At 63.9% G+C, this 15,365-nt stretch carries 20 protein-coding genes; 8 read left to right on the top strand and 12 right to left on the bottom strand.

Annotated elements, in window-relative coordinates:
* From ABEA02_RS16145 to ABEA02_RS16100, 10 genes are all read right to left on the bottom strand, one after another.
* A complete protein-coding gene (locus ABEA02_RS16145) occupies window positions 1-1,215 on the bottom strand; it encodes a beta-ketoacyl-[acyl-carrier-protein] synthase family protein (RefSeq protein WP_345534127.1) in 1,215 nt (404 codons plus the stop codon).
* Between the two features lie 72 nt (window positions 1,216-1,287).
* Window positions 1,288-2,073: an alpha/beta fold hydrolase gene (locus ABEA02_RS16140; RefSeq protein ID WP_345534126.1), complete on the bottom strand. Its 786-nt coding sequence runs from the start codon at window positions 2,071-2,073 to the stop codon at window positions 1,288-1,290.
* The gene (locus ABEA02_RS16135; protein ID WP_345534125.1) at window positions 2,070-4,433 is read right to left on the bottom strand and encodes an MMPL family transporter; all 2,364 of its coding nucleotides are present in this window, start codon (window positions 4,431-4,433) and stop codon (window positions 2,070-2,072) included. Before ABEA02_RS16135 ends, ABEA02_RS16140 begins: the two co-directional genes overlap by 4 nt.
* Window positions 4,430-5,014, bottom strand: coding sequence for a LolA-related protein (locus ABEA02_RS16130; protein ID WP_345534124.1), 585 nt, complete (start codon window positions 5,012-5,014; stop codon window positions 4,430-4,432). Before ABEA02_RS16130 ends, ABEA02_RS16135 begins: the two co-directional genes overlap by 4 nt.
* A gap of 7 nt (window positions 5,015-5,021) precedes the next feature.
* Window positions 5,022-5,990, bottom strand: a complete 969-nt coding sequence (locus ABEA02_RS16125; RefSeq protein ID WP_345534123.1) for a lysophospholipid acyltransferase family protein — start codon at window positions 5,988-5,990, stop codon at window positions 5,022-5,024.
* Entirely contained in the window at window positions 5,987-6,280 is a 294-nt protein-coding gene (locus ABEA02_RS16120; RefSeq protein ID WP_345534122.1) for an ApeI family dehydratase, read from the bottom strand. The genes ABEA02_RS16125 and ABEA02_RS16120 overlap by 4 nt, the downstream gene beginning before the upstream one ends.
* Window positions 6,277-7,644, bottom strand: coding sequence for an AMP-binding protein (locus tag ABEA02_RS16115; RefSeq protein WP_345534121.1), 1,368 nt, complete (start codon window positions 7,642-7,644; stop codon window positions 6,277-6,279). The genes ABEA02_RS16120 and ABEA02_RS16115 overlap by 4 nt, the downstream gene beginning before the upstream one ends.
* Window positions 7,641-8,300 carry a COG4648 family protein gene (locus ABEA02_RS16110; protein ID WP_345534120.1) on the bottom strand — a complete coding sequence of 220 codons (660 nt, stop codon included), beginning with the start codon at window positions 8,298-8,300 and terminating at the stop codon, window positions 7,641-7,643. The genes ABEA02_RS16115 and ABEA02_RS16110 overlap by 4 nt, the downstream gene beginning before the upstream one ends.
* A 22-nt stretch (window positions 8,301-8,322) precedes the next feature.
* Entirely contained in the window at window positions 8,323-8,586 is a 264-nt protein-coding gene (locus ABEA02_RS16105) for a phosphopantetheine-binding protein (RefSeq protein ID WP_345534119.1), read from the bottom strand.
* Window positions 8,587-8,640: 54 nt separating this feature from the next.
* Window positions 8,641-9,324 carry a phosphatase PAP2 family protein gene (locus tag ABEA02_RS16100; protein WP_345534118.1) on the bottom strand — a complete coding sequence of 228 codons (684 nt, stop codon included), beginning with the start codon at window positions 9,322-9,324 and terminating at the stop codon, window positions 8,641-8,643.
* A 156-nt stretch (window positions 9,325-9,480) separates the two neighbouring features.
* Here ABEA02_RS16100 and ABEA02_RS16095 point away from each other — a divergent pair, with 156 nt between their 5' ends.
* Entirely contained in the window at window positions 9,481-10,050 is a 570-nt protein-coding gene (locus ABEA02_RS16095) for a hypoxanthine-guanine phosphoribosyltransferase (RefSeq protein WP_345534117.1), read from the top strand.
* A 15-nt stretch (window positions 10,051-10,065) separates the two neighbouring features.
* On the opposite strand, the gene ABEA02_RS16090 is transcribed toward ABEA02_RS16095, so the two are convergent.
* Window positions 10,066-10,230, bottom strand: a complete 165-nt coding sequence (locus ABEA02_RS16090; protein WP_345534116.1) for an oxidoreductase-like domain-containing protein — start codon at window positions 10,228-10,230, stop codon at window positions 10,066-10,068.
* Between the two features lie 37 nt (window positions 10,231-10,267).
* Between ABEA02_RS16090 and ABEA02_RS16085 the strand changes: the two genes are divergently transcribed.
* The 7 genes from ABEA02_RS16085 to ABEA02_RS16055 all read left to right on the top strand — a co-directional run bounded on the left by ABEA02_RS16085 (window position 10,268) and on the right by ABEA02_RS16055 (window position 13,848).
* Window positions 10,268-10,729: a hypothetical protein gene (locus ABEA02_RS16085; protein ID WP_345534115.1), complete on the top strand. Its 462-nt coding sequence runs from the start codon at window positions 10,268-10,270 to the stop codon at window positions 10,727-10,729.
* Window positions 10,730-10,909: 180 nt separating this feature from the next.
* Window positions 10,910-11,518, top strand: coding sequence for a bifunctional phosphoserine phosphatase/homoserine phosphotransferase ThrH (thrH, locus tag ABEA02_RS16080; RefSeq protein ID WP_345534114.1), 609 nt, complete (start codon window positions 10,910-10,912; stop codon window positions 11,516-11,518).
* A 45-nt stretch (window positions 11,519-11,563) separates the two neighbouring features.
* A complete protein-coding gene (locus ABEA02_RS16075; RefSeq protein WP_345534113.1) occupies window positions 11,564-11,959 on the top strand; it encodes a hypothetical protein in 396 nt (131 codons plus the stop codon).
* An 11-nt stretch (window positions 11,960-11,970) separates the two neighbouring features.
* A complete protein-coding gene (locus ABEA02_RS16070) occupies window positions 11,971-12,339 on the top strand; it encodes a 5-carboxymethyl-2-hydroxymuconate Delta-isomerase (protein WP_345534112.1) in 369 nt (122 codons plus the stop codon).
* A gap of 25 nt (window positions 12,340-12,364) precedes the next feature.
* Window positions 12,365-13,225, top strand: a complete 861-nt coding sequence (gene purU, locus ABEA02_RS16065; protein WP_345534111.1) for a formyltetrahydrofolate deformylase — start codon at window positions 12,365-12,367, stop codon at window positions 13,223-13,225.
* A 43-nt stretch (window positions 13,226-13,268) separates the two neighbouring features.
* Complete coding sequence (locus ABEA02_RS16060; protein WP_345534110.1) at window positions 13,269-13,547, top strand: BrnT family toxin; 279 nt, start codon at window positions 13,269-13,271, stop codon at window positions 13,545-13,547.
* Complete coding sequence (locus ABEA02_RS16055) at window positions 13,507-13,848, top strand: BrnA antitoxin family protein (RefSeq protein ID WP_345534109.1); 342 nt, start codon at window positions 13,507-13,509, stop codon at window positions 13,846-13,848. Before ABEA02_RS16060 ends, ABEA02_RS16055 begins: the two co-directional genes overlap by 41 nt.
* A 14-nt stretch (window positions 13,849-13,862) precedes the next feature.
* On the opposite strand, the gene lnt is transcribed toward ABEA02_RS16055, so the two are convergent.
* Window positions 13,863-15,359, bottom strand: coding sequence for an apolipoprotein N-acyltransferase (lnt, locus tag ABEA02_RS16050; RefSeq protein ID WP_345534108.1), 1,497 nt, complete (start codon window positions 15,357-15,359; stop codon window positions 13,863-13,865).
* Window positions 15,360-15,365 lie beyond the last annotated feature (6 nt).

The following is a 15,365-nucleotide window of genomic DNA, read 5'->3' as shown; positions in this document are numbered from 1 at the left end:
TCAGAGGGCCTCCCGGCGACACAGGGCAAGGCTGCAATTGGTGCCGCCGAAGCCGAACGAGTTGCTCAACACACGGCGCACGGGTGCTTCGCGGTTCGCGATCAGGTAGTTCACAGGAATCGTCGGGTCGAGCTCTTGCGTATTGACACCGCCGGGCATGAATTGGTGGCGCATGGCCAGCGCCGAAATCACGGCCTCGGCACCGCCAGCGGCGCCCAGCGTGTGGCCCGTGGCGCCCTTGGTCGAGCTGCATGGCGTCGCGTTACCGAAGAGGCCAGCGACCGCCTTGCCTTCGGCCGCGTCGTTGCTGGGGGTCGCCGTGCCATGCAGATTGATGTAGTCGACGTCGCTCGTTTGCCAGCCGGCCTGGGTCAGTGCGCCCTGCATGGCGAGGCGTGCGCCCAGCCCTTCGGGGTGTGGTGCCGACATGTGATGCGCATCAGCCGATTCACCGACGCCGGCGAGCATGATGTCGTCACCGGCGGCGGCGTTTGCATCGGCGCGTTCGAGCAGGGCAAAGGCGGCCGCTTCCCCGATCGACAGGCCCTGACGTTGCGCGTCGTAGGGACGGCACAGGTCGGTCGACAGCAATTGCAGCGAGTGGAAGCCGTAAAGCGTGGTGAGGCAGAGTGAGTCGACGCCGCCGACGATGGCCGCATCAATGAGGCCGGCCGCGATCAGACGCTGGGCGTTGCCAAACACCTTGGCGCTTGACGAGCATGCCGTCGAGACGGCAACGGCCGGGCCGTGCAGGTCGAAGACTTGACGCACGAAAGCAGCGATCGAATAGGTGTTGTGCGTGCGGGCGTAGTCGAAGTCTGCGGGTAGATGGCCTGAGGCATCAAGGTGGCGGTAGCCGATCTCGGTTTGCAGGATGCCTGAGGTGCTGGTGCCGAGAAAAACGCCGACGCGTTGTGCACCGTAGCGCGCACGGGCGGCGCGCACCTGTTCGACAAAGCCGTCCTGCTGCAGGGCCAGCCAGCCCAGGCGGTTGTTGCGGCAGTCAAAACCGCTCAGGTCGGCCGGCAGGACGACGTCATCGACACCGCTGACCTGACCGATGAACGCGGGCAGATCCACGGTTTCGAACGGTGCGCTGGAAAGTCCGGTGCGTGCGGCTTGCAGCGCGTCACGGGTGGCGGTAAGTCCGTGCCCCAGACATGAACTGAGCGTAAAGCCGGACAGATGCAAGGGTTGGGTTTGCGGTGCAGGCACAGGGAGTCTGGTCAGGTAGCGGGCGTTTTGGGGAGTGGCGCGTGCAGCTTGTCGCCCAGGAACGCAGAGATTTTAGCATCCTGCGCCGGGACTCCCCTTGGCATCGGCCGGGAGTGCGTCGAGCATCTGCAGCCAGATCTTGTGCCAGGTGCGCCAGTCATGGCCGCCTTTTGCATCGAAGCGGGATGTGACAGGCAACAACGAACCCAGGATCTGCTGGTCACTTCGGTAGCGGTCGCTATCGCCCGTGCCAAAGCTGATGAAGGGGGGCGATTGAGGGCCTTTGCTGCGTGATACCAGCCAGTGCCAGAAAGCATAGATGCGTGCATCGGGATCGTCGTTGTCGTAGCCCAGCTGGGCCCAGGGCCCCGGACCGCCGGCATCGCGGATCTTGCGCATGACCTTGTCGGTGCCCGGGTAAGGGCCGATGAGGAAGATCCGCTGCACGAGAGGACGATGCTGCTGGCTGAAGATCAGCGAGCCCAGCCCACCCATCGAGACGCCGACCAGCCAGATTTCGCGTGCCCCGCTGGCGCGGGCAGGGATGATGATGTCCTCGAGGATGCGCTGGTCCACGGTGCGTGATTCGTAGTAGCCGAAATGTGCATCAGGGATCAGGACCCGCGCCTTGATGCCGCGTTCGCGCAAGGCGCTGACGAAGCCGTTCTTGACGAAATCTTCGGGGGTGTCGAACAAGCCTGGCAGCATCACGATGAGTCGTTCGGGCATCTCTGCACCGCAGCTCACGCGCTCATCCAGTGTGCGCATGGGCACGATGCTGGGCCGATTGGGCGGCGCACAGCCTGTCAGCAAGGCCGTGATCACCCAGATGAACTTGCGCAGTTTCAGTTTCATCATGCCGACTCCTGCGTGGATTGGCTATTGTGATGCGTGGCGAAGGCGGCCGCCAGCAATAGGCTCAACAGCGCACCTGGGCCGACAGTACCACCAAGCGCCTGCAGCACCGAGACCGACGATGTGGCAAGCAGACCAAAGCCTACGACGGTGGCGATGTTTGCCATGGCGAGCGAGACCAGGGTGCGCTGGCGCTCGGCAACCGTGTCCTGGCCCGCATCATTTCCCTGGTGGAAGAACAGCGCGTAGTTGGAGCCGATCGCGACCGACAGCAGCAGGCCAATGAGATGCAGGATGGATAGCGCCTGTCCCAGCAGTATCATGCCGGCCATGACCAGCACCACGGTGCCGGCCAGCGGCAACATCAGCTGCAGAACGCGCTTGATGCTGCGCAGGCTGATGACAAACAGCAGCAGGATGCCGGCAAAGCCCCACGCAGAGAGCTTGATGGCTTCGTCGAGGTAAGTGCCGTAGAGCGACTCGGCCTGCCCGCGCAGGTCGACCAGCAGCAGTTCGGGCTGACCGGCCTTGTCGAGCGCTTCGCGCACGGCCTTGGCGTCGATGTCACGGCCGACGCTTGCGCGCAGCGGAATCAGCAGGCTGTAGCCCTCGCTGCGACGGACCAGCATGGCATCCAGTGCCAGCGCACTGGCCGTGCCATTCAGGTCGGCGCGTGTCAGCAAGGGGCGCGTGCGGGCAGCCGCCACGTCGTCAATGAAGGCTTCCAGCTTGTCGGCATTCAATGGGGCGCCCTTCAGCGCGGCGGCCAGTCTTTGCTTCAGCACGTCAGGTGTCGGCAATGCGGCCTGTCGTTGCTGTTGTGTGACATCACTGGGCAGCAGGCGCGCCGGTGAGTCGAATCCACCGAGTGCCTTCCTGTCCGTCAGAGCCTGGAGGGCGGGTGTGATGGCTTCGGCTGCCTGCAGAGCGGTTTGCGCATCCGGTACATTGCGCACCAGCAGGTACCGCGTGTCAGGGGCCCCCAGTTCGCGGCGCAACTCACCGTCCAGCTGCTGGGCTTCTTCCGGCACAGGATTGAGGGCAGAGATGCTGTGGTTCCAGATGCGGTCGTGACGCACGATCAGCAGCACGGCGCAGGCTGCGATCAGAATCAGCAGCACCGGGCGCATGCGTACCAGCCAGTCGACGAAGCGTTGCAGACGCGCACCAAGGGGTTCCACCTTGCGCATGTTGAGGCGTGCCGGCATCAGTTGCGGCATGACGAAGCGTGCAGTGAGCGCAGCGGCGATCAGGCCGGCGATGGAGTAGAGACCCAGCTGGGCCAGCCCTGGAAAGCCCGACACCAGCAGCGCACCGAAGCCGCAGATCGAGGTCAGTACGCCCAGCGTCACGGTGCGCCAGAAGCGCTGCTGCCAGGCCCCGCGCGCATCATTGCTGCCGGTCTGTACGAAGAAGTAGATGCCGTAGTCGACCGCCTCGCCGATGAGGGTGGTGCCGAAGCCCAGCGTGAGTCCGTGCACGTGACCGAAGCCCAGGCTGACTGCCGCCACGCCGATCAGTGCGCCGGTGACGACCGGCAGCATGCCCAGTGCCAGCAGGCGGGGCGAGCGGTAGATCGATAGCAGGAGCACGACAATGAACAGCGTGGACAGGCTGGCCAGTTGCGAGGTCTCCTGCTTGATGCGGTCACGCGACTGCACCGAGAACACGCCAGCGCCGCTCATCACGACACGCTGGTCCGCCTGCTTCACGCTGGCGAAGTGCTGTTCGATGGTGCTGATGGCATGGGCCAGCGCATCGGTGTCGGAGCCCGCCGCACGCGTCTGCAACAGCAACAGCGCGCGCTGGCCGTCGCGTGAGACCCAGACACCCCCAGCCTGACGCGGCCCGCCTTGTTGTTGCAGATCGTCGACCAGGGTAAGGGCTTCGCCCGTCGGGTCGCGTGTCAGCAGGCCCTTGAGCATGAGACCGGCGGAGCCGCTGAGGTTGAGCAGGGTTTCGTCGATGGCGGCACGCAAACCCTCGGTGCTGAAGCGTTCCGGGCTGACCGTGGCGCTCAGCAGGTAGCGGTTGTTGAACCAGAATTCCTGGTCGCGTCGCAGGGTTTCTGCCTCGCCGTTCTGTACGGTGAGGAATTCTTCTTCTTTGCGCAGCGCCGCCGCCAGTTTCTTCGATGCCGTGTGGCGCGCTTCGGGCGTGCCGCCTTCGATGCCGACGATCATCAGGCGGGCGAGGGTGCCGTCACGCAATTGCTCGATCAGCATGCGCTGACCGGCATCGGGCGCGGCGGGCAGGAACGCCGACATGTCGGCCACGAAGCTGGTGCGGGCGATGACGATGAGGCTGCCGATCAGGACAGCCAGCCAGACCAGCAGCGGGGCACGCCGGCGCAGGGAGCTCATGGTTGCGGCAGCCGCGTGATGGTCATGACCGAGCGGTCGCCGTCCTTCTGCTCGATTTCGATCTGCTTGACGTCATTGCGTGTGCCTTGCATGCGGATGCGCGATACATAGGCGTTGGCGTTGATCGGAGTGAGGCGCAGCGTCCAGCGCGCCAGGGTGCCGTCGGCTTCGACACGCCAGACGCTTTCCAGCGCTTTCTGGTCGCCGGCCAGCGTGGCGCGGATGCTCTCGACGAACACTGCAGCATCGGGATAGTCCTGCAATGACACGATCATGCTGCGCTTGCCGCGCTCCAGGGTGATCTCGTTGCCGCGCAGTGTGATGGCCTCCTGCTTGGGCTGCAGGGTGCGCTTTTCCAGTACATCGGGTGCCGTGAAGGCCAGCTCTCCGCTGGACTCGACCGGCTTGTCGAGCACCGCGATGAATTTCTGTTCGACGAAAGTGGCGCGTGCGCTGCGTGTCTGGGCCAGCAGACCCATCAGCTCGGCGAGCTTCAGGTCAGAGGCTTGCGCGCTGGTGGCGAGCAGCAGAAGGGGAAACAGCAGGGGAAGCAGCAGGGATTTCAGGCGGCGGCGTGACATGCGCAACTCATCGGGAAGTATCAGGGGCTGGCGTAGTGGACGGCGGAGCGTCCGGCGGGTTCCAGAAGTCGTAGAAATTGAACCAGTTGTAAGGGGCCTTGCGACAGTAGTTCGACATGCAGTCGGCAAAGGCCTGGCGTGCTTCGGCCATGCGGGCTTCGCGTTCGGCGCGCGGGCAGTCGCTGAAATCGGCAATGCGCTCGATGTGTACGGCATAGCGCCTGCCGCCAAGGAACAGCCCTGTCATGAAGAATACCGGCACCTGCAGGGCTGCTGCGAGCCGGAACGGGCCATCGGGCAGCCACGCCTTGTCGCCGAGCACGTTCACGGGCAGCAGGGTGTCAGTGCCGAAGTTGCGGTCGGCCAGTACGCCAACGACATGCCCATCGGCGATGCGGTCGCGGATGGCGAGCATGGAGTTGAGCTGACCAAGTGGCAGGATTTCGTTGGTGGCGCCTGGGTTGAGGGTCGCCATGACGCTCATCACGCGACGCGCATTTTCGGCGTACATGGCAATCGTGACAGGCCGCACTGTGGTGCGGGCTATCGCGCGGATGGCTTCGAAGCTGCCGACGTGTGCACCGAACAGCATGACGCCACCGCGGGTGTCGTTGAATTCGTGCAGGACTTCGTTGCCTTCAACGTGGAAGTCGAACATCGCGTGCTTGTTGCGCAACAGGAACACGCGGTCATGCACGACGATGGAGAACCAGTGGAAATGCCGCAACACATGCCACCAGCGCACCGGGCCCGGCAGCACGCGCGCCAGATAGCTGCGTGAATGAAGGCGCACGTCGGGCGAGCTGAGAAAGAAGTACAGCGTGATGCCCCACAGGACCGGGCGAGTGAGACGGCGGCCCAGCGCGAGAGATAGCCACAGCATGATGCGCATGGCCAGCACGGAGCCGCGCTCGGGGCGCTCGGTCCAGTGCGGACCGTCCTGCTCCGGCTGCGTCGAGGCGGCGGTATCGCTCATGCTGCTTGCAGGCCGAGGCGCGCGGTGGCGAGGCTGCGTTCGCCGCTGAGGAGGGTCAAGCGCAGGCTGTCGGCCTGTGCTTCGAAGCTCAGCATCACGGGCTCGCCGGGCAGGGCAGGGCTGAGGAACTTGGCCTGCGCTACGCCACTGACCTTGCGCCCGAGTTGCGCTTCGATGGCGACGATGGCCAGATCGAGCAGCAGCGCACCTGGCACTATGGGCTGTCCGGGGAAGTGCCCGGCGAACACCGGGTGGTCGGCCGGGATGTGCAGGGCGAGACGCTCGCTCATGTCGGTTTGTCGCTTTCGCCGAGCAGGTTTTCGAGTACGGCGCGGGGCAGCTTGCCGGTGGTGTTGCGCGGCAGGCTGGTGACGAGGATCAGGGGGCGTGGCAGGAACACGGCGTCGATGCGCTCGCGCAGGGCGGTGAGAATCTGCGATGCGTCGAGCGAGGGCGCCACGGCAAATGCCGCCAGACGCGCAACGCCATCAGCCGGGGCTTCTTCGGGCAGGTGGAAGATGCCGTCTTCAACGCCGGGAATGTTGCACAACACGCTGTTGAGGAAGGCGATCGACGTGCGTTTGCCGGCGATGTTGATCATGTCGCTGAGGCGACCGTGCAGCGTGAAGCGCACGTTGCCGGCCGCACTGGCGGGTTGCAGTTCGATGATGTCGCCGAGCGGCATTGCCGCTTCGAGGTGGCCACCGTCGGCCCAGGTGCGGCCGCCCTGATCGGGGGTGTCTTGTTGCAGTGTCACGTCGTCAAAGCATTCCCACACCGGGCTCCTGGCCGGACGTCGGGTGGCGATCTGACCCGTTTCGGTCGAGCCGTAGATTTCGCCCAGCACGCCACCGGTGGCGAGCTCGACGCGCTCAGCAAGTTCGGTCGACAGCGGCGCCGTGGCGCAGATGACGAGCTGCGTGGCGGGCAGGGCGAGGCCCGACTCGATCAGCGTCCGCAGATGAAAAGGGGTGCTGACCAGGGCGCGTGGTTCAGGGGTGGCAGCAAGCGTTTCCACCACGTCGGCCGGGAAGAAGGGGTGGCGCGGCATGAGGATGCCGCCACCCAGCAGGGGCAGCAGCACCGCAGACTCGAAGCCGTACATGTGCTGCGACGGTACGGTGGACACGATGGCGCAAGGCTGGCCGGCGCGTGCCCATTGCGCACGGGCGGCGAGGCGTACATTGGCCCACAGCTTGCCCCAGCTCTTGTCGTGGGCTTGCGGTTCGCCAGTCGAGCCAGAGGTGTAGAGGCGCGCCACAATCTGATCGGCTGGCACGAGCGGCATGCTGTCGGGCGCCGGCCCGGCCAGGTCGCGTTGCAGCGTCAGTGCCGGCAAGCCACGGGTCTGGCCATCAGGCTCGACCAGGGCTTGCAGCCCGGGGTGGGCGGCCTGCAGGCGCGCCAGGGTCTCGGGCGTCACGCTGTTGGGCAGCAGGCATAGTGCCCGGCGCAGCATGGCGGCGAAGAGGCCGACGGCGAAGAAATAGCGGTCACCGCACAGGTTGAGCACGGGCTGGTCTGGCGTGATGCGCTGTGCGTTGGCCAGCACGTCACGCACGAAAGCGGCTTGTGAGACGGGCTGCCCGGCGTGGAAGGCGATGGGCTGATCGGCTGGCGCAGCGGGCAGCAGAGGCAGGGCATGGGCGCTCATTCGCGGCTCGTCTTCGCGGATCGTTCTGCCGCATGCGCCGCCATCACGCCCTTGATGCTGTTGATCAGGCTCGCACGGTCGCGCGCCGGCACGATCAGCATGCGGATCGGCAGTTCGACGATCAGCAAGGTGACCGTCAGCGGCCAGTTGAGCACATTGGCGAACCAGGACCATTCACGGACGTGGCCCGACAGGAAGAGGACGCTGCCTACGGCTGCGCAGGCGGCGAAGTAGATGGCCCACAGCCAGGTCAGGCGATCGCAGTAGCGTTTGACGGTGTCCGGCATGCCGCCGTTGTGGGCATATCGCGCCATGCGCGTGCACAGGGCTTCTTCACCTTTTCGCAGCGTGCGCGCAAAGAAAGCGCAGCCCAGCAGGTTGCTGCCGGTGTCCTGCAAGTAGTAGAGCCACAACGAGTGCGCAACAAGATCTCGCGCATTGATGACCAGCAGCCAGGCCGCAATGACGATGACGCACAACAGGGGCCAGCGCCAGCGTGTGCCCCACAGGAAGATCAGCGACGCGACCGACAGGGGCATGCAGCCGGTCAGGACGACCAGCCAGGCGGGCTCACCAACCGTGGCGCCGATATGCGCGATGCTCAGGTAGGCAATGCCCAGGAGGGTCAGCAGGACGCCACGTACAACCGGGTTCATGCAGCACTTTGCGGCAAGGTGTTCAGTTGGCGCGGTTTGCGGCGATGTAGGCCGCCAGCGCGGAGAGCGAGCTGAAGGTCTTGGTGTTGTCCTTGTCGTCGGCCTTGAGCTGCACGCCGTACTTCTTGCCGACGACCAGCGAGATTTCCAGCACGTCGATCGAGTCCAGGCCCAGACCGTCGCCGAACAGGGGGGCTGACGGGTCGATTTCTTCGGGCTTGACGTCGAGATTGAGTGCCTCGACGACGAGGGCGGCGACTTCCTGTTCGAATGCTGTGGCGTCCATGTTGGGTCCGGAATATTTCGGGATAGTGGCTGGTTCGGGCAGCCGGCAATTATATCAGCGCGGCTCTTCGGCCAGCAGCCAGGGACCCAGCGGGCGGGAAGCCATCGCGAAGATTCCGCCCAGTGCTGCGCCAGCCAGAGCGTCCAGCGCCACATGCTGGCGGGTTGCCAGCGTGGAATAGACGATGGCCGCACACCACAGCGCATTGCCGATGCGCAGATTGCGGTGGGTGCGCAGGTGGCAAAGCAGCCGGTCTATCCAGACGCCCGAGAAGACTGCCGTGGCGACATGCAGTGAGGGGCAGGCGTTTCCGCCGGCATCCACCCGCTGCAGGAAGGCAAACGCCGGGTAGCTGGCCCAGTCAGCATCTGCGGGCGGGACTGCGGTGGGCCAGAAGTAGAAACATAGCAAGCCGGTCAGGCAGAGCAGGAAGCACAGCGCGCCAAAGGCGACCAGCTGGCGCAAAGTGCAGGTCAGGTGGGCCGGGACGGAGACGTAGAACCAAAGAGAGAGGTAGAACAGCAGTGACCAGGGCTGAAAGGGGATCAGCTCGTCCAGCCAGGTTGTAGGCATCACCGTCACGGGAAAGGCCGGGTGCCGCAGCAGGTGGAAATAGGCCATGAAGAAGACCGTGATGAACAGGGTCAGGCCAATGAACTTGAGAACGCAGTGACGCTTGAATCGACCCCACACGATGGCGGGCAGGCTCCTGGCGGTGCGTGTCGGGGCGGCTGTCATGAAGCGGCGGGGCCTGGGCGTCGGATCGGTCAGGGAGCCGGAATTGTAAAGCAAAGACGCGACGGGGCTTTTCCCTCCGTCGGGCTACAATCGTCGGCACTTGTCGTACCGGCGATGGGCGCCGGGCTTGTTCAACGCGGTAGTAAAGGAATGATCGTGAGCGCCAACCCCAAGGCATTGCTGGAAGAGGTCTGCAAGGTAAGGGACGAGGCCGAATGCCTGGTCACCCCCATCCAGGTCGAGCGTGCGCTCGATAACATGGCCGAAGCGATCACGCAGCGCCTGCAGGACAGCAATCCGCTGGTCTTCACCATCATGACGGGGGGGCTCATCCTGGCGGGCCGCATCCTGCCGCGCCTGCTGTTCCCGCTGGAGCTGGACTACCTGCACGCCACGCGTTACGGCCATGAGCTCAACGGCAACCTGCTGGACTGGCGTGTGCGTCCGGCACGCGATATCAAGGGGCGCAGTGTATTGATCCTCGACGACATCCTTGACGAGGGCTACACGATTGCCGCGGTGATGGACTATCTGCGTGCCGAAGGTGCCAGCGAGGTGCTCGCTGCGGCGCTGGTCAACAAGGTGCATGACCGCAAGGCTTTGCCGGGCATGCGCCCTGACTTCTGTGGGCTGGACCTGCCGGATCGCTTCCTGTTCGGTTGCGGCATGGACTACAAGGGTTACTGGCGCAACGCGCCGGGGATTTATGCCCTCAAGGATCACTGATGGCGTAAATGGGGCTCAGGGCTCGGCAGACAGCTGGGCGATCTGCCAGGCCTCGAGATCCGCCTCGTATTGCTTGCGCGCCGCGTAGTAAAGCGTCCAGACGCAGGCGTCACCACACTCGTTGCCGCAGCAGTCGAGCGGGTCGGGTTCGCGGGGTGGGGTAGGGGCGGAATCAGACATGGTTTGCATTGTACTGACAGCATCAAGAGGAGCAGAGATGAAGCAGTTCCTGGGAGTTCTCCTGGTCGCAGCAGGCCTGTTGGCCGGTTCGGCACAAGCCGGTACGGCGCTTGTTCCCCTGCTGGAAACGGATATCCAGCCTGGTTGCGGCTGCAGCTTCACGCGCTTCAATACGCGCGAAGCGCCCATCGTCCGCTGGTCCAGCGAGGGCAAGAAGAAAGCCCAGCTTCGTGCCGAAGGCAAGGTGCAGACATTGGACCTGCGACAGGAAAAATACATTCCCGAGCGTGATGGCGGACCGCGCCCGAGCGACCGTTTCGTCCTGCACGTGTCAAATGGTGACTGGAACGTACAGGCTGTCATGAATGCCGTCGGCGCCGCCTGCAAGGGCAAGGGCAAGACCTGCAGTCTCACCCGTTACGAGGGCCGCCTGGTTGTGCTGGAAGGCGGACGCCAGCGCAGCGAGATTCCCGCCGTCGGCATCTGCGGTTGCGAGTAAGCACCGCGTGCAGCGTGCTGCGTTGCGCGACGGAGCATCATGCGTCGCATGTAGAATCCCTCTGCTTTACATAGCCGCCATGGCGGCTCACTGAGCTCCCCTCGCCCTGAGGGAGAGGGGCTGGGGGTGAGGGGAAAATCTCCGCCCATTCATGAATTCCAAGAACCAAGGCTTGTAAAAGTGCAGATCGTTTGTCTCGACATGGAAGGCGTACTCGTCCCGGAAATCTGGATCGAGTTCTCGCAACGTACCGGCATCCCCGAACTGCGTCGCACGACGCGTGACGAGCCGGACTACGACAAGCTCATGAAGTACCGCCTGGGCATCCTCGCGCAGCACAAGCTGGGTCTGCCCGACATCCAGAACGTCATCGCCGGCATGGGCCTCATGGAAGGCTGTCGCGAGTTTCTCGACAGCCTTCGCCTCTCGTACCAGGTCGTGATCCTGTCCGACACCTTCTACGAATTCGCCAAGCCGCTGCTCGTGCAGATGGGCCAGCCGACAATCTTCTGCCATCGCCTCGAAGCCGACGCCAACGGCATGCTCGTGAACTATCACCTGCGCATGCCCGACCAGAAGCGCGCGGCGGTCAAAGCCTTCAAGGGCCTCAACTTCAAGGTCATCGCGGCGGGTGACTCGTACAACGACACCACCATGCTCGGCGAAGCCCACGCCGGCATCCTCATGCACCCGCCCGAGAACGTCGTGCGCGAGTTCCCGCAGTATCCGGTTGCGCGCTCCTACGCTGAACTGCGCGCCGAGATCGACAAGGCTTCGGCCCGCATCTGAGGACGTCCGGCGGGGGCACTCGTCTCTTAAAACAAAGAGGGCAGCATGAGTCAGGGTCACAATCCGTACGCGCCGCCGCAGTCTCCCGTCTATGAAGTCGGGCAAGAAGGCGAAAACACTTCGGGCATGGGCAAGGGACATCCGATCCCGGAGGACGTAAAGGGCTGGGGCTGGGGGCCTTTCGTGCTTTCCTGGATCTGGGCCTTGGGAAACAAGACCTACATCGGTCTGCTGGCGCTCGTGCCCTACGTGGGCCTTATCGTCTCGATTTATCTCGGCATCAAGGGCCGTGAATTGGCCTGGCAGAACAAGCGCTGGGATAGCGTGGAGCACTTCAACCGCATACAGCGCCGCTGGTCCTTCTGGGCGCTGGTCCTGTTCATCCTGATACCGGCAATCGGCATCGCTGCCGCGATCCTCATTCCGCTGCTCGCACGCTAAGGGTCACTGAGATGCCGCACCTAAGCCTCGAATACACCGCCAATCTTGCCGAGTTCTTCGATGTTCCTGCGGCGTTGCGCGAAGCCAATGCGGCCCTGCTCGGCACCGGCCTCTTCGATGCGCCCGAACAGATGAAGAGCCGCGCGACGCAGCTTGAACACTATCGCGTCGGCAATTTCGATTCAGGCGAGGCTTTCATTCACGCGCGCTTGCACCTCATGGCCGGTCGCAGCATCGCGCAACGCCAGCAGCTCGGCACAGCGCTGGTGACGGCGCTGCAATCCGTACTGGCGCCTGCTGCGGGCTTGCGCGTGCAGATAACGGTCGAGTTCAACGAAATGCTGCTCGACACCTACCAGAAGCTCCTCATTGAACCCTGAGCGAGCCCTGAAAAAGACTGACACCATGCACACCCAGCGCTTCTACACGCTCACAGCCTCCTGCCCCGACCGCGTCGGCATCGTCGCCCGCGTCTCCAGCTTCATCGCCGAACACGGCGGCTGGATTCTCGAAACCAACCTGCACGCCGACCCCGATGCCAACCAGTACTTCATGCGCATCGAGATCAAGGCCGACTCCCTGCCTTTCCACCTTGCCGAATTCCGCAGCCGCTTCGCGCCGCTGGCCAGCGAATTCCAGATGGACTGGAAGATCAGCGACAGCGCGGTTAAGAAGCGCGTCGTGCTGCTGGTAAGCAAGCAGGAGCACTGCCTCTACGACCTGCTCGCACGCTGGCAGAGCAAGGAGCTCGATATCGAGATTCCCTGCGTCATCTCCAACCACGACACCTTCCGCGGCTTCGTCGAGTGGCACGGCATTCCTTTTCATCACGTGCCTGTCACCGCCGACAACAAGCAGCAGGCCTATGCCGAAGTTGCGCGTCTCTACGACGAAGTGCGTGGCGATTGCATGGTGCTCGCGCGCTACATGCAGATCCTCTCGCCCGAGCTTTGCGCCGCGTATCCGGGGCAGATTCTCAACATTCACCACAGCTTCCTGCCCAGCTTCGTCGGCGCCAAGCCTTATCACCAGGCCTACCAGCGCGGCGTCAAGCTGATCGGTGCGACCTGTCACTACGTCACTGCCGAGCTGGATCAAGGCCCCATCATCGACCAGGACGTGATCCGTGTGGATCACTCCGACTCGGTCGAAGACATGGTGCGTTATGGCAAGGACATCGAGAAGGCAGTACTGGCGCGCGGCCTGCGCTACCACCTCGAAGATCGCGTGTTGCTCAATGGCAACCGGACGGTGGTGTTCCGCTGATTTCATGGCTTGCGAATACATACTTTCGTATGTATAACAAAGCATGAACTTCACGTGGGATGAAGCCAAGCGGCGCAGCAATCTCGACAAGCACGGCTTGGATTTTGCAGATGCGGTGCGTGTCTTCGCAGGGCCGATGGTCCTGTTCGAGGATGACAGACAGGATTACGGCGAATCGAGGCTGATCGGCATCGGCTTGTTGGATTGTCTTGTCGTGCTCATCGTCCATGTGGAGCGTGACGAATCCATTCGCATCATCTCGATGCGCAAGGCGGACAGCGATGAAACAGACCTCTACTACCGCAATGTCGGCTACTTCTGACGACGCGCCAAAGCTCACACAGGCAGATTTCGACAAGGCCCGGTTCAGGCAGGGCCAGCAGGAAATCAGTCGCGAGCAATGGCAGTCAGAGGTGCGGGCGAAAGTTGCCAAACAGCGCATCAGCATCATGCTGGATGCGCCCATCATCGAGCACTTCAAGGCGCTCGCCGGCGAGCGCGGCTACCAGACGCTGATCAACGAAGCATTGCGCCGTGCGGTGACGGGCGATCAGTTCGTGGCGACCATGCGGCAAGCCATTCGTGACGAATTGCGTGCCGCACGTAGCGCGGACTCTGCGTAGCGCGGGCGTCGTCGTCAGGTGTTTTGTCGTTTGCGCCACAACGCCATGCCGAGCAGCGCCACGAGCACTGTCAGCACCGGCCAATTCCCCCACCGCGCGTAGGGCGTCAGCCCGCCATACCCGCGCACTTCTGCATCAATCGCGCCAGTCGTAAACGCTTTCAGTACATGTGGCACCGATCCGTCCGGCATGACGATCGCCGTCATGCCGGTGTTGGTACTGCGCAGCATGGGGCGGCCGGCTTCCATGGCGCGGTATTGCGCGATCTGCAGGTGTTGCGGCTGGGCGTGCGAGTTGCCGTACCAGGCGAGGTTGCTCATGTTGAGCATCAGCGTGGCTTCGGGCAGGGCGTGGATGAGCTCTTCGCCGAAGACGTCTTCGTAGCAGATGTTCACGGCCACTTTCTGCCCTGCAATGTTGAAGTTGGCCTGTGTCGCTCCGCCGCGTGTCTGGTCGGCCATGGGGATGTTCACGAGGTCGAGCAGCCAGCGCATGAAGCCCGGCACGAATTCGCCGAAGGGCAGCAGGTGGTTCTTGCTGTAGACCTGTCGCGGCTGGGTCCCGTGCGAGATGGCGCTGTTGTAGATGCCGCCTTGTGCGTCTTGCGTGAAGCTGCCGGTGATGACGTCGCCGCCCAGTGACTTCGCGCCGGCGGCGAGAGCGTCGAGGTAACCCTCGGGCAACTGGCGGTCGAACAGCGGCAGGGTTGTTTCGGGCAGGGCGACGAGCTGGGCGGGGTGCTGCTGGGTGAGTTCGAGGTTGCGCAGCAGCCAGTCCTGCAGGCGCGCGCTGTCCCACTTCAGGTCTTGCGGGATATTGGGCTGGATCAGGGCGACCTTGATCGGCTCGCCGACAGGTGCAGTCCACGGCATCAACCGCAGCACGCCGCCAATCGCGAGGATGGCGAAAGCCAGCACGCCGGCACGGATGCGCTGGGTCTTGTCAGCGCAGGCGGTGACGATCAACGCCGTGACGAAGACCAGCAGGAAACCCGCACCATAGCTTCCGAACAGCGGCGCATAGCCGGCGATGGGGCTGGGGGGTGTCTGCGTGTAGCCCAGTGCCAGCCAGGGTACGCCCGTGAAGAACCAGCCACGCACCCATTCACCCAGCGACCAGCAAGCCGCACCGATTGCTGCATTGAGCAGGGGTTGTGGCGAGCGCAGCTTGACGAACAGCCAGCCGGCGAGCGTGCCCCACAGGGCGAGGTAGGCGAAGAAGATCGACAGGAAGAATATGGTCAGCGGTGGATTCATGCCGCCATAGACGTGGAAGGCGACGAACAGCCAGCCGCCGCCGGCCCAGAACTGGCCGAAGCCCCACAGGAAGCCCAGGCCCAGCGCACGGCGCGGGCTGGCGTTCTGCCACATGAGCCACAGCACGGCAAAGCAAAGGCCGGCGAGCGGGAAGAGATTGAACGGCGCGTAAGCGAAGACGGTCAGCGTGCCACTGACAAGGGCGATCAGACTCTGGCGGCGCAGACTGAAGTCGGAGAGGCGGGGCAGGTTCATGCGGCG

Source organism: Viridibacterium curvum (assembly GCF_039544165.1).
GTDB lineage: Bacteria > Pseudomonadota > Gammaproteobacteria > Burkholderiales > Rhodocyclaceae > Viridibacterium > Viridibacterium curvum.
The sequence above is the reverse complement of the archived record's forward strand: the minus strand, read 5'-3'. Positions and strand labels throughout refer to the sequence as shown.

What these genes read in the sequence shown, in the direction of transcription:
- ABEA02_RS16135 (WP_345534125.1), bottom strand. Translation starts at nt 4,433, where the DNA reads ATGAGCTCCCTGCGCCGGCGTGCCCCGCTGCTGGTCTGGCTGGCTGTC.
- ABEA02_RS16060 (WP_345534110.1), top strand. Translation starts at nt 13,269, where the DNA reads ATGAACTTCACGTGGGATGAAGCCAAGCGGCGCAGCAATCTCGACAAG.
- ABEA02_RS16130 (WP_345534124.1), bottom strand. Translation starts at nt 5,014, where the DNA reads ATGTCACGCCGCCGCCTGAAATCCCTGCTGCTTCCCCTGCTGTTTCCC.
- ABEA02_RS16075 (WP_345534113.1), top strand. Translation starts at nt 11,564, where the DNA reads ATGAGTCAGGGTCACAATCCGTACGCGCCGCCGCAGTCTCCCGTCTAT.
- ABEA02_RS16085 (WP_345534115.1), top strand. Translation starts at nt 10,268, where the DNA reads ATGAAGCAGTTCCTGGGAGTTCTCCTGGTCGCAGCAGGCCTGTTGGCC.
- ABEA02_RS16070 (WP_345534112.1), top strand. Translation starts at nt 11,971, where the DNA reads ATGCCGCACCTAAGCCTCGAATACACCGCCAATCTTGCCGAGTTCTTC.
- ABEA02_RS16115 (WP_345534121.1), bottom strand. Translation starts at nt 7,644, where the DNA reads ATGAGCGCCCATGCCCTGCCTCTGCTGCCCGCTGCGCCAGCCGATCAG.
- ABEA02_RS16055 (WP_345534109.1), top strand. Translation starts at nt 13,507, where the DNA reads ATGAAACAGACCTCTACTACCGCAATGTCGGCTACTTCTGACGACGCG.
- ABEA02_RS16125 (WP_345534123.1), bottom strand. Translation starts at nt 5,990, where the DNA reads ATGAGCGATACCGCCGCCTCGACGCAGCCGGAGCAGGACGGTCCGCAC.
- ABEA02_RS16090 (WP_345534116.1), bottom strand. Translation starts at nt 10,230, where the DNA reads ATGTCTGATTCCGCCCCTACCCCACCCCGCGAACCCGACCCGCTCGAC.
- ABEA02_RS16105 (WP_345534119.1), bottom strand. Translation starts at nt 8,586, where the DNA reads ATGGACGCCACAGCATTCGAACAGGAAGTCGCCGCCCTCGTCGTCGAG.
- lnt (WP_345534108.1), bottom strand. Translation starts at nt 15,359, where the DNA reads ATGAACCTGCCCCGCCTCTCCGACTTCAGTCTGCGCCGCCAGAGTCTG.
- ABEA02_RS16120 (WP_345534122.1), bottom strand. Translation starts at nt 6,280, where the DNA reads ATGAGCGAGCGTCTCGCCCTGCACATCCCGGCCGACCACCCGGTGTTC.
- ABEA02_RS16140 (WP_345534126.1), bottom strand. Translation starts at nt 2,073, where the DNA reads ATGATGAAACTGAAACTGCGCAAGTTCATCTGGGTGATCACGGCCTTG.
- ABEA02_RS16100 (WP_345534118.1), bottom strand. Translation starts at nt 9,324, where the DNA reads ATGACAGCCGCCCCGACACGCACCGCCAGGAGCCTGCCCGCCATCGTG.
- purU (WP_345534111.1), top strand. Translation starts at nt 12,365, where the DNA reads ATGCACACCCAGCGCTTCTACACGCTCACAGCCTCCTGCCCCGACCGC.
- ABEA02_RS16110 (WP_345534120.1), bottom strand. Translation starts at nt 8,300, where the DNA reads ATGAACCCGGTTGTACGTGGCGTCCTGCTGACCCTCCTGGGCATTGCC.